The 12,405-nt window shown below is 69.9% G+C and carries 10 protein-coding genes; 7 read left to right on the plus strand and 3 right to left on the minus strand.

Annotated features, from left to right (window positions below):
- Window positions 1-62: 62 nt before the first annotated feature.
- Both lpdA and DEJ09_RS14935 read right to left on the minus strand, forming a co-directional pair.
- A complete protein-coding gene (gene lpdA / locus DEJ09_RS14930; RefSeq protein ID WP_111022800.1) occupies window positions 63-1,436 on the minus strand; it encodes a dihydrolipoyl dehydrogenase in 1,374 nt (457 codons plus the stop codon).
- 156 nt (window positions 1,437-1,592) lie between these two features.
- Window positions 1,593-3,080: a leucyl aminopeptidase gene (locus DEJ09_RS14935; RefSeq protein ID WP_111089102.1), complete on the minus strand. Its 1,488-nt coding sequence runs from the start codon at window positions 3,078-3,080 to the stop codon at window positions 1,593-1,595.
- 76 nt (window positions 3,081-3,156) lie between these two features.
- Here DEJ09_RS14935 and DEJ09_RS14940 point away from each other — a divergent pair, with 76 nt between their 5' ends.
- The 6 genes from DEJ09_RS14940 to DEJ09_RS14965 all read left to right on the plus strand — a co-directional run bounded on the left by DEJ09_RS14940 (window position 3,157) and on the right by DEJ09_RS14965 (window position 9,631).
- Window positions 3,157-4,086, plus strand: coding sequence for a proteasome assembly chaperone family protein (locus DEJ09_RS14940; RefSeq protein ID WP_027465460.1), 930 nt, complete (start codon window positions 3,157-3,159; stop codon window positions 4,084-4,086).
- Between the two features lie 157 nt (window positions 4,087-4,243).
- A complete protein-coding gene (locus tag DEJ09_RS14945) occupies window positions 4,244-5,563 on the plus strand; it encodes a nitrate/nitrite transporter (protein WP_111089103.1) in 1,320 nt (439 codons plus the stop codon).
- 193 nt (window positions 5,564-5,756) lie between these two features.
- On the plus strand, window positions 5,757-7,016 hold the full coding sequence (locus DEJ09_RS14950) for an RNA polymerase sigma factor (protein ID WP_111089104.1): 1,260 nt from the start codon (window positions 5,757-5,759) through the stop codon (window positions 7,014-7,016).
- 6 nt (window positions 7,017-7,022) lie between these two features.
- Entirely contained in the window at window positions 7,023-8,282 is a 1,260-nt protein-coding gene (locus tag DEJ09_RS14955; protein WP_111089105.1) for a MurT ligase domain-containing protein, read from the plus strand.
- A complete protein-coding gene (locus DEJ09_RS14960) occupies window positions 8,279-9,052 on the plus strand; it encodes a type 1 glutamine amidotransferase (RefSeq protein ID WP_111089106.1) in 774 nt (257 codons plus the stop codon). The genes DEJ09_RS14955 and DEJ09_RS14960 overlap by 4 nt, the downstream gene beginning before the upstream one ends.
- 129 nt (window positions 9,053-9,181) lie before the next feature.
- On the plus strand, window positions 9,182-9,631 hold the full coding sequence (locus DEJ09_RS14965; protein ID WP_111089107.1) for a hypothetical protein: 450 nt from the start codon (window positions 9,182-9,184) through the stop codon (window positions 9,629-9,631).
- A gap of 69 nt (window positions 9,632-9,700) precedes the next feature.
- On the opposite strand, the gene DEJ09_RS14970 is transcribed toward DEJ09_RS14965, so the two are convergent.
- Window positions 9,701-9,925 carry a hypothetical protein gene (locus tag DEJ09_RS14970; RefSeq protein ID WP_017886093.1) on the minus strand — a complete coding sequence of 75 codons (225 nt, stop codon included), beginning with the start codon at window positions 9,923-9,925 and terminating at the stop codon, window positions 9,701-9,703.
- A gap of 167 nt (window positions 9,926-10,092) precedes the next feature.
- Here DEJ09_RS14970 and DEJ09_RS14975 point away from each other — a divergent pair, with 167 nt between their 5' ends.
- A complete protein-coding gene (locus tag DEJ09_RS14975) occupies window positions 10,093-12,219 on the plus strand; it encodes a type IIA DNA topoisomerase subunit B (protein WP_071244557.1) in 2,127 nt (708 codons plus the stop codon).
- Window positions 12,220-12,405: the final 186 nt, after the last annotated feature.

Below are 12,405 nucleotides of genomic sequence, written 5' to 3' on the forward strand. Positions count from 1 at the left end.
CTCCTCTTCGCGGGGGATTGCAGTGGTTGTTGATGTCATTGTCACAGTGCGGCCGGTGCCGGTCACAGCGCGTGCAGCGGCTTGCCCGCGAGGTGCAGGAACGCCTCGCCGAGGGCTTCGTTCTGGGTCGGGTGACCGTGCACCAGGGGAGCGATGTCCTCCGGGTAGGCCTCCCAGTTCACGGCGAGCTGGGCTTCGCCGATGAGTTCGCCGACGCGGGCACCGATCATGCTGACCCCGACGACGGGGCCGTCCACGACACGCACGACCTTGACGGAGCCGGAGGTCCCGATGATGTGGCTCTTGCCGTTGCCGGCCAGGTTGTACTCGTACGAGTCGACCTTGTCGGCGCCGTACTGCTCCTCGGCCTTGGCCTGCGAGAGCCCGACCGACGCGACCTCGGGGTCGGAGTAGGTGATCTTCGGGATGTTCTTGTCCTCGATGACCACTGGGTTGAGACCGGCGATCTCCTCGGCGACGAAGATGCCCTGCTGGAAGCCGCGGTGCGCGAGCTGCAGACCGGGGACGATGTCGCCGACGGCGTAGACGTTCGGGATGTTCGTGGCGAGACGCTCGTTCGTGGTGACGAACCCGCGGTCCATCGCCACGCCGACCTCGTCGTAGCCGACGTTCTGCGTGACCGGGCCACGGCCGACGGCGACGAGCAGGACGTCACCGTCGAAGGTCTTGCCGTCCTCCAGCGTGACGACGACGCCGTTCTCGTGCTGCTCGACGCCCTGGAACCGGACACCGAGCGAGAACTCGATGCCGCGCTTGCGGAACGCACGCTCGAGCTGCTTCGACATCGACTCGTCCTCGGCGGGGACCAGGTGCGGCAGGCCCTCGACGATGGTGACCTCGGCCCCGAAGGACTTCCAGACGCTGGCGAACTCGACGCCGATGACGCCGCCGCCCAGGATGACGACCTTGTTCGGGACGTAGTCCATGCGGAGCGCGGTCTCGCTGGTGATCACGCGGCCGCCGATCTCGAGCCCCGGCAGGGACTTCGAGTAGGAGCCGGTGGCGAGCACGATGTTCTTGCCGGTGACGGTCTGGTCGCCGACCTGCACGGTGTTCTGCGAGGTCAGACGACCCCAGCCCTCGACCACGGTGATGCCGCGGGCCTTGATCAGACCCTGCAGGCCCTTGTACTTGGAGTTGATGATGCCCTGCTGGTAGTCGATGACCTTGGGCACGTCGACACCGGCGAACTCCGCGACCACGCCGTACTTCTCGGCGTCGCGCGTCGCGTCGGCGACCTCGGCCGCGTGCAGCAGTGCCTTCGTCGGGATGCAGCCGCGGTGCAGGCACGTCCCTCCGAGCTTGTCGCCCTCGATGAGCGCGACGCTCATGCCGAGTTCGGCGGCCCGGAGCGCAGCGGCGTACCCACCACTCCCGCCACCGAGGACAACGACGTCGTAAGTCTGTTCCGTCACCTGGTGCAACTCCCTCGTGCGTGTCGGGCCGATCGGGCCCTACGTGGACACCGCGGAGGGCGGCGTCCGACGGTCGGACCGCGTGGTTCCGGTCCCGTCCCGTGCAGTACCGGTGGGAGGCGCGTCGGTGCGCCGTTCCCACCGGTACCAAACCTACTACTCGGACTGGAGGTCTTCTGCGAGAGCGATGAGCGTCCGGACCATCACACCCGTCGCACCCTTGCCCAACCAGGCGTACCCGCCGCCCTTGTTCTCCGACGGACCCGCGATGTCGAGGTGCGCCCAGGGGACACCCTCGCCGGCGAAGCGCTCGAGGAACTTGCCCGCGAGCAGCATGCCGCCGGCCGGGTTGCCGACCGTGGCGTTGACGATGTCGGCGACGTCGCTGGACAGCCGGGCCTCGAGCTCCTCGGGCAGCGGCATCGGCCAGATCGGCTCCGAGACGCCCTCGGCGACGGCGCGGACCTTCGCGACGAGGTCGTCGCTGCCCATCAGGCCGGTGGTGCGGTCGCCGAGCGCGACGACCTGGGCGCCGGTCAGCGTGGCGACGTCGACGAGCGCGTCGGGCTGCTCGAGCGACGCGGCGGCCATCCCGTCGCCGAGCACCAGGCGGCCCTCGGCGTCGGTGTTCGTGACCTCCACCGTGGTGCCGTTCTTCAGCGTCAGGACGTCGCCCGGGCGGGTCGCGGTGCCGGAGGGCATGTTCTCGGCGAGGGCGAGCCACGCGGTCACGCGCACGTTCAGCCCCAGACGGGCGGCGGCGACGGTCGCGGCGAGCACCGTGGCGGCACCGGTCATGTCGGTCTTCATGCCGAGCATCGACGCCGCGGGCTTGAGCGAGAGGCCGCCCGAGTCGAACGTGATGCCCTTGCCCACGAGGGCGAGGTGCTTCGTGGCGGACTCCGGCGCGTACCGGACGACGACCAGGCGCGGGGGACGCGCCGAACCGCGGCCGACACCGAGGATGCCGCCGAAGCCCTGCTCCTCGAGCGCCTGCTCGTCGAGGACCTCGACGGTGAGCGGCAGGTCCGAGGCGAACCCGGTCGCGACGTCGGCGACGTCCTGCGGCCCGAGGTCGCCCGCGGCGGTGTTCACGAGGTCGCGCACGAGCGACGCGGCGTCGGCGACGATCGCGGGGCGCACGGCGGCGTCGGCTGCGACGTCGGCGGCGACGACCTCGATGCGCTGGTCACCGCGGGCCGGGGCCTTGGTGCCGGTGCCCTTGTGCCGGGTGAAGGCGTAGGCGCCGAGCGCCGCGCCCTCGAGGGCGGCGTCGACGAGCTCGGCCGATTCCGTGGGCAGGGCGAGCGTGATCGAGTCGACCCGGGGGAGCTGTCGCACGGCGCTGCCGGCCGCAGCGCGGATCGCCGCGGCGCCCGTGGCGGAGCCGAGGCCGATCAGCGCGACCGACTTCGCACCGACGCCGGTGGCGGGCAGGCGGACGAGCTGGTCCTTCGCGCCGGTGACCCCGATCGCGGCGAGGTCGAGGCCGGCGAGGGCGTCGAGCGTGCCGAGGGCGGTGGGGGCGAGCACGGCGGGGCTGTCGGCCTCGCCGGACGAGCCCGGGCGGACCCCGACGACGAGCACGTCGGCGGTGGTGGTCTCGGGGGGTGAACTGGTGGTGGAGAGCGTCGGTCGGACCATGCTCCAACCCTACCGACGGCCTGTTCGCTGTCGGCGTGGTCGTCGCGCACCGGGGACGTCGGAGGCCCCGCCTAGCATGGGGACGGTGAACCACCCCGAGGAGCTCTACACGTTCGACGCGGACGCCCCGACCGTGCCAGCAGGGTTGCACCTGATCGCCGGGCTGACCGGTTTCGCCGATGCCGGATCGGCCGTGGCGCAGGTGACGAACTCGATCCTCGAGGACCTCGACACCGAGCTCGTCGCCGAGTTCGACCCGGACGTGCTGCTCGACTGGCGGGCCCGTCGCCCGGTCATCACCTTCGAGCACGACCACATCAGCGCCGTCGAGCCGCCCCGTCTGGCGCTGCACCTGGTGCGCGACGAGATCGGCCAGCCGTTCCTGTTCCTGTCGGGCTACGAGCCGGACTTCCAGTGGAACCGCTTCGTCCGCGCCGTCACCGGGCTCGCCGCCGACCTGCAGGTCGCCGACACCACGTGGGTGCAGTCCATCCCGATGCCGGTCCCGCACACCCGTCCGATCAGCCTGACCGTCTCCGGCACCCGGGCCGACCTCGTCGAGCAGATGAGCGTCTGGAAGCCCGAGACCCAGGCGCCGGCGAACGTCCTGCACCTGGTCGAGCACCGCCTCGCCGAGACCGGCGCGCAGGTCACCGGGCTCGTGCTGCTCGTGCCGCACTACCTGTCCGACACCGAGTTCCCCGACGCCGCCGTCGCGGCGCTGTCCGGCATCGCCGCCGCGACCGGGCTCATCTTCCCGACGGACGCCCTGCGCGAGTCGGGTCGCGAGTTCCTCACCCGCGTCGAGGAGCAGGTGGCCGGCAACCCCGAGCTGCAGCGCCTGGTCTCCGTGCTCGAGGAGCGGCACGACACGTACATGGAGGGCAACCCCGTCGCGTCGCCGCTCACCGGCGTGGACGGCGAGGTGCCGACCGCCGACGCGATCGCGGCCGAGCTCGAGCGCTTCCTCGCCGACCGGCGCACCCAGGGCGACGCGACCGACTGACCGTCGCGGGATCCGGACGTCCCCACAGGGCGGCCTGGAGGCCCGTGGCGGCCCCGCACCGCGCCTCCAGGCCGTCCTCCGGCCTCCTCCACGACGTGACGCGCGTCGACGACGCTCGTTGCGCATCGACGCTGGGACGCGTCGGTAGCCTGGACCGGTGAACTCCCGTCGTGCCTTCCTGATCTGGGGCGTCGCGGTCCTCGCGTACGTCCTCGCCGTGGTTCAGCGGTCCTCGCTCGGGGTCTCCGGTGTCGACGCGCAGGACCGGTTCGCCGTCTCCGCCGCGGTCCTGTCCACCCTCGCCGTGGTGCAGATCGCCGTCTACGCGGGGCTGCAGATCCCGGTGGGGATCGCCCTCGACCGCGTCGGCCCCCGCCGGCTGGTGCTCCTCGGCGCCGCGCTGCTGGTCGTCGGACAGGCGATCGTCGCGGTGTCCCCGTCGATCGGACCGGCCATCGCGGGGCGGGTGCTCGTCGGCGCCGGTGACGCGATGACCTTCATCTCGGTGATCCGCCTGGTGCCGATGTGGTTCAGCGGCCGGATCCTGCCGCAGATCTCGCAGTGGACCGGCAACCTCGGGCAGATCGGCCAGATCCTGTCGGCGTTCCCGTTCGCGGTGCTCCTGCACACGGTGGGCTGGACCCCGGCGTTCGGCGTCGCGGCCGCGGCCAGCGCAGTCGGCCTGGTGCTCGCCGCGGTCTTCGTGCGGAACGGTCCCGTGCCGGTGCGGACGGACACGATCCCGCTGCCGCACTCGTGGGGTGCCGCGTTCAGCACTTTCGGGCACGCGCTCCGGCGCCCGGGCACGCAGCTCGGGTTCTGGTCGCACTACGTCACGCAGTCCTCGGGCACGGTGTTCTCGCTGCTGTGGGGCGTGCCGATGCTCCGGGGGCTCGGGTACTCCCCGGGTGAGGCTGCCGGGTTCCTCACGATCATCGTGGTCGTCGGGTTCGTCGCCGGTCCGGTGCTCGGTGTGCTCTGCGCGCGGTTCCCGATGCGCCGGTCGAACCTGGTGCTCGGCGTGGTCGTCCTGCTCGCGGTGCTCTGGACGGCGATCCTGCTCTGGCCCGGGCACCCACCGACGTGGTTGCTCGTGCTGCTCGTCGTCGCGATGGGGATCGGTGGGCCCGGTTCCCTGATCGGCTTCGACTTCGCTCGGACCTTCAACCCGGTCGGATCGCTCGGCTCGGCGAACGGCGTGGTGAACGTCGGCGGCTTCCTGGCGGCCTTCGTGATGATGTACCTGATCGGCGTCGTCCTCGACGTCGCTGCGCGGGCTTCGGGCACCCAGGTGTTCGCCTGGGAGAACTTCCGGATCGCCCTCACCGTGCAGTACGTCGTGGTCGGTTTCGGCGTCGGGATGCTCCTGCACGCCCGCCGTCGGACCCGCCGGGTGCTGCACTCGGAAGAGGGAATACGCGTCGGGCCACTCTGGGTTGCACTCGTTGCACGCCTGCGGAAGCGGCACGTGCAATAATGATCACGGACCCGTTCGGGACCCCTGTCTGTCGGAACACTTCGGTGCGCCGGTGAACTCGGGGGACTTGACATGGGTCCTAGTGCTGCCCGGAACGGTAGGACTCGTACGACGCGGGGGACTGCGGCGCGGGACCTGGGCGGCGAGGGAGGCCACGACCCCACGAACGTGGCACGACGAGAGAGGTGATCGCATGGCTGCCCGGAGCACGACGATCGATCCCACGAAGGACACCGAGCCCGAGGGCGGTGTGGCAGAGGACGCCACGGACACCGAGGGCACCGCAGCGCCGAAGAAGCGCGCCACGAAGGCCCCCGCCAAGAAGGCGCCCGCCAAGAAGGCGGCGCCCAAGGCGAAGAAGACCGACGCCGTCGACGAGGCGATCGCCTCCGACGAGCCCGTCGAGGAGCCGACCGACGAGGCCGACGACACCGACGACAAGACGGCCAAGCCGGACGCCGCTGCCGCGGTCGCCGCCGGTGCGCTCGTCATCTCGCAGACCGACGACGACGAGGCGCCGGTCTACTCGACGACCATCACGGGTGCCACCGCCGACCCGGTGAAGGACTACCTGAAGCAGATCGGCAAGGTCGCCCTGCTCAACGCCGAGCAGGAGGTCGAGCTCGCGATGCGCATCGAGGCCGGCCTGTTCGCCGAGGACAAGCTGCAGCACGCGACGGGGCTCTCGAAGCCCGCCGAGCGTGAACTGCGCTGGGTCGCCCGTGACGGTCAGCGTGCGAAGTCGCACCTGCTCGGTGCGAACCTCCGCCTGGTCGTCTCGCTCGCGAAGCGCTACACCGGTCGTGGCATGCAGTTCCTGGACCTCATCCAGGAGGGCAACCTGGGCCTGATCCGTGCGGTCGAGAAGTTCGACTACACCAAGGGCTTCAAGTTCTCGACCTACGCGACGTGGTGGATCCGTCAGGCCATCACCCGCGCCATGGCCGACCAGGCCCGCACCATCCGCATCCCGGTGCACATGGTCGAGGTCATCAACAAGCTCGCCCGCGTCCAGCGGCAGATGCTGCAGGACCTCGGTCGCGAACCCACTCCGGAAGAGCTCGCCCGCGAGCTCGACATGACCCCGGAGAAGGTCGTCGAGGTCCAGAAGTACGGCCGCGAGCCGATCTCGCTGCACACGCCCCTGGGCGAGGACGGCGACTCGGAGTTCGGTGACCTCATCGAGGACACCGAGGCGGTCGTGCCGGCCGACGCGGTGGGCTTCACGATGCTGCAGAAGCAGCTCGAGAGCCTGCTCGACTCCCTGTCCGAGCGCGAGGCGGGCGTGATCCGCATGCGCTTCGGCCTCGGTGACGGCCAGCCGAAGACCCTCGACCAGATCGGTGACACGTTCGGCGTGACGCGTGAGCGCATCCGTCAGATCGAGTCCAAGACGATGGCGAAGCTCCGCCACCCGTCGCGGTCGCAGTCGCTGCGCGACTACCTCGAGTAAGCCGGCATGCGCTTCTTCATCCCGATCCTGATCGGGCGGATCCTCCGTGCCCTCGCTCGTGCGCGGGGCGGCGGGTCCGCCTACCCGGGGTTCATCGTCCTGAAGCTCGTGCCGGACTTCCTGCAGCACGTGACGAAGCAGTTCCCGAACGGCGTCGTCTTCGTGCTCGGCTCGAACGGCAAGTCGACGACCACGCACATGATCTCGGACATCGTGCGGGCCCACGGGCTGCGGGTCTTCACGAACCCGTCCGGCGCGAACCTGCCGCAGGGCATCGCGTCGGCCCTGCTGTCCGAGGTCTCGCTGACCGGTCGCCTGAAGGCGGACATCGGCATCCTCGAGGTCGACGAGGCCTTCGCGGTCGAGCTCGCCGGGATCCTGTCGCCCTCGACGGTGACGATGCTCAACGTGCAGGTCGACCAGCTGTACCGGTTCTTCGAGACCGAGCGCGTGGCGACGATGATGCTCGACACCGCCGCACTGTCGACGGCGAACGTCATCACGAACCACGACGACCAGTTCCTCGACGGCTACTCCGGTACCCCCGGGCAGCGTGTCCTGCGGTTCGGCGCGAGTGACGAGGTCATCGCCGCAGCGCCGAACGGTCTGCAGAACGCCGACTCGTTCGACGCCGGTGACCGTGCCCAGCACACCGCCGACGCCGAGGTCGTGGCCCACACGGGCGACGGCGCGACGATCCGCTTCGACGGTGCCGAGATCCCGGTCCGGCTGCCCGCCCGCGGCCTGCACTACGCGGTCGACGCCGCTGCTGCCACCGCGACGGCGAGTGCGGCCCTCGGTGCGCAGTTCCGCGCGGACGCCGTGACCAAGGCCTTCGGCACGATGAAGCCCGCGTACGGCCGCGGTGAGCGACTGCCCATCGCGGGCGAGTCCGCCGAGTTCACGATGTTCAAGAACGCCGCGAGCCTGCAGCTCAACCTCGACGCCCTGCCGGACCAGCCCGAGCAGGTCCTCATGGCGATCGACGAGGGTACGCCCGACATCTCCTGGATCTACGACATCGACTTCTCGAAGCTCGACCACGTGGACGTCGTCTCCGGTGACAAGGCGTGGCAGATCGCGATCGCGCTCGAGCACGCCGGTGTCCGCATCGGCCGGGTCGAGCCCGACGTCGAAGCGGCCATCAAGCACATGGAGCAGCTCGGCTCGTCGACCCGTGGGACGAAGAACTTCATCGTCAACTACGAGATCATGATGATCGCCCGCAAGGCCCTGGGCCACCCGGACATGGAGAAGACCGCATGACGGCCGATCGGCTGACGATCCTGCACGTCTACCCCCGGCAGATGGGCGTCTCGGGCGACCGTGGCAACGTCGCGGCGCTGGTCCGCCGTGCGGCCGCCGCGGACATCGAGACCCAGGTCCTCGAGTACGCGCCCGGTGACGACCTGCCGACCACGGCGGACGTCGTCGTCATCGGCAACGGTCCGCTCAGCGCGATGCGTTCCCTGGGCGACGACGTCACACGCATCGGTGGCGCTCTCCGCGCGTTCGCGACCGATGGTGTGCCGGTGCTCGCCGTCGGCGGTGGGTTCGACCTCGCGACGAACGAGGTCGTGCCGACCGAGGGTGCGCCGGTCGCCGGCTTCGGCGTGTTCGACGCCCGAGCCGTCCGTGGTGCCGAACGTCGCGTGAACTACTTCGTCCTCGAGACCCGGTACCCGCTGCTCCCCGGAGCACCGAAGCGTCTCGCGGGCTTCGAGGACCACGCCACCCGCATCGAGCTCGCAGCCGGGGTCACCCCCTTCGCCGACGTCGTCTCCGGCGGCGGCAACCAGGCCGGCTCCCCGGTCGAGGGCGCGATCGTCGGGAACTCCTTCGGCACGCACACCCAGGGTCCGGTCCTGCCGCTCAACCCGCAGCTGACCGACGGCGTCCTCGCCGCAGCGACCGCGCGCCTCGGCCGCGAGTACGCACCGGACGCCGAGCGCACGGCGACCATCGACCGCTACGCACGCGAAGCGCGCGCCACGGTCGATCGCTACGTCGACAAGGCGTTCAAGCGCATCACCTGACGAACGAAGCAGAAGGCCGGGTCCCGAGGGGGCCCGGCCTTCGTCGTCTCCGATGCGGTGGCAACAGTTGCCAAGGTGGACCGGTCGCGTGCAGGATGTGAAATGTTGGAAGCCGACAAAGGAGGCTTCATGCACACCAACAAATCCGTCCTCGCCCTGGTCGGTGCACTCGTCGTGGCACTGACGACTGCCGGGGCCGTCGTCCAAGCAGCTCCTGCTGAGGCGGCGACGCCGCGCATCAGTTCGGCCTGCAGTTCGGTGCCGACGACCACGACGGAGTACGACGGCGTCCCCGGGCCGATCTTCTACAAGCGGCTGCAGTGCATGGCCAGCAGGGCTGGGTACGGAGGCGCGATCGACGGACAGATGCGATCCGACGCCTGGTTCTTCGTCGCGAAGCGCCTCGCGGTCGGCGGGTACTACCAGTCGGGCGACTTCTACGGATCCGAACACCCCCAGACCATTGCAGCACTGCAGCGGTGGGCCGCCGCCCACGGTCGCTACAGCGGCCCCGTCGATGGCGTGTGGGGACCGAACAGCTATCGCGGCGCCGCCTGGGCGCTGAACCGAGCGTTCTAGAACGGGCTGCCGACAGACAGGAGGCGCGGTGCCAGCTGGCACCGCGCCTCCTGTCTGTGTCGGTCGCGACTACTTCGACTCGTAGAGTCGGCTGCTCTCGTCGTGCCACTCGATGGCGGTCGCCGCGAGCTTGTCCTTGAACTCGGCGCCGTGGTGGGCGCAGAAGTAGAGCTCGCCGCTCGACATGGTGGCTCGGATGTAGGCCTGCGCCCCGCAGCTGTCGCAACGGTCGGCGGCGGTCAGCTGGTGGTTGCTGACTTCGTCGATGGAGGGGTCCTGCACGGTCTGGGTCATTGCTGTGCTCCTCACGGATCGCAGGTGGTGCCGGGTGGTTGCACCATTTCAACACGTGATGCCTGAGAGCGACGCATTGTCGGGGCCTGTTTCGCTCAGCGCGGATCGCTTGGCCCCAGTGCGAGTGTCCCCACGGTGCTGTCGGTGCCGCTCGGTAAACTCCGACGGTGAGCTCCGACTACTCCGCACGCCATCTCTCCGTCCTCGAAGGGCTCGAGGCGGTCCGGAAGCGGCCGGGCATGTACATCGGCTCGACGGATTCCCGGGGCCTCATGCACTGCCTGTGGGAGATCATCGACAACTCGGTCGACGAAGCCCTCGCGGGACACGGTGACGAGATCGGTGTCGTGCTGCACGCCGACGGCTCGGTCGAGGTCCGGGACACCGCCCGGGGCATCCCCGTCGACGTCGAACCGAAGACCGGCCTGACCGGGGTCGAGGTCGTGTTCACCAAGCTGCACGCCGGCGGCAAGTTCGGCTCGGGGTCCTACGCGGCCTCGGGTGGCCTGCACGGTGTCGGCGCCTCGGTCGTGAACGCGCTGTCGGAGCGCCTCGACGTCGAGGTCGACCGGGGCGGCAAGACCTACGCCATGTCGTTCCACCGCGGCGAGCCCGGCATCTTCGACGACAGCAAGGGCATCGGCCCGGACGCCCCGTTCGCGCCCTTCACGTCCGGCAGCGAACTGCGCGTCGTGGGCAAGGTCAAGAAGGGCGTCACCGGCTCCCGGATCCGCTACTGGGCGGACCGCCAGATCTTCACCGCCGACGCCCGGTTCAGCACCGACGACCTGGTCACCCGTGCACGGCAGACAGCGTTCCTCGTGCCGGGGCTCGGCATCACCATCACCGACGAGCGCGCGGCGTCGATCGACGCCGCTGCCGCCCGGGCCGAGGCGACGGGCACCACCGTGGCCGCGGGGCCGGTGGTGGAGCGCTTCCGGTACGAGGGCGGCATCGGTGAGTTCGTCGAGCACCTCGCCGTCGACAGCCCCCTCACCGACGTCTGGCGCGTGCAGGGCACTGGAACCTTCACCGAGACCGTGCCGATGCTGGACGACAAGGGTCACATGGTCTCCACCTCGGTCGAGCGCGAGTGCGAGGTCGACCTGGCGCTCCGCTGGGGCAGTGGCTACGAGACCGTGTTCCGCAGCTTCGTCAACATCATCGCGACGCCGAAGGGCGGCACCCACCAGGCCGGGTTCGAGTCGGGCGTCGTCAAGGCTGTCCGTGCCCAGGTCGAGGCGAACGCCCGCAAGCTCAAGGTCGGGCAGGACAAGCTCGACAAGGACGACGTGCTCGCCGGCATGACCGCCGTGCTGACCGTGCGGTTGCCCGAGCCGCAGTTCGAAGGACAGACGAAGGAGATCCTCGGCACCCCGGCGGTCCGCAAGATCGTCGACCAGGTCGTGTCGAAGCGCATCACCGAGATCCTCACCTCGACGCAGCGCACCGAGAAGGCACAGTCGGCCGCCCTGCTCGAGAAGGTCGTGTCCGAGATGAAGACCCGCATCTCGGCGCGGGCCCACAAGGAGACGCAGCGCCGCAAGAACGCGCTCGAGAACTCCTCGCTGCCGACGAAACTCGCCGACTGCCGCTCGCAGGAGACCGAGGGCACCGAGCTCTTCATCGTCGAGGGCGACTCGGCGCTGGGCACCGCGAAGCTCGCCCGCAACAGCGAGTACCAGGCGCTGCTGCCGATCCGCGGCAAGATCCTGAACGTGCAGAAGGCGTCCGTGTCGGACATGCTCTCGAACGTCGAGTGCGCGTCGATCATCCAGGTCATCGGCGCCGGTTCGGGCCGCACGTTCGACATCGACCAGGCCCGCTACGGCAAGATCATCATCATGTCCGACGCCGACGTCGACGGCGCCCACATCCGCACGCTGCTGCTGACGCTGTTCTTCCGGTACATGCGGCCGATGATCGAGCAGGGCCGGGTCTTCGCCGCCGTGCCGCCGCTGCACCGGGTCGTCGTGGTGAACCGCGGCAAGCCGAACGACACGCTGTACACGTACTCCGAACAGGAGCTGCAGACGGTGCTGAAGAAGCTCGAGAAGACGGGCAAGAAGTACCAGGAGCCGATCCAGCGGTACAAGGGCCTCGGCGAGATGGACGCGGACCAGCTGGCGGAGACCACGATGGACCGGGCGCACCGCACCCTGCGCCGGGTGAACGTGACCCATGCCGAGGGTGCCGCGAAGGTGTTCGAGCTGCTCATGGGCAACGACGTCGCGCCGCGCAAGGAGTTCATCCTGGCCGGCGAGGGCCTGGACCGCGACCGCATCGACGCGTAGCGCGTCGCGAAAGCGACACCGCTCGGCCGACGCCCGCGATCAATCCCGCGGAAGCGACAGAACCCCGCCGACAGTCGGCGGGGTTCTGTCGCTTTCGCGATCGCGGACGGGAGGCCCGTGGCGGGGCCGCCCCGCGCCTCCAGACAAGTGCACCCTGCGTTCTCACGCGCTGGGCGACACCTCACG

This window comes from Curtobacterium sp. MCLR17_055, assembly GCF_003234305.1.
GTDB lineage: Bacteria > Actinomycetota > Actinomycetes > Actinomycetales > Microbacteriaceae > Curtobacterium > Curtobacterium flaccumfaciens.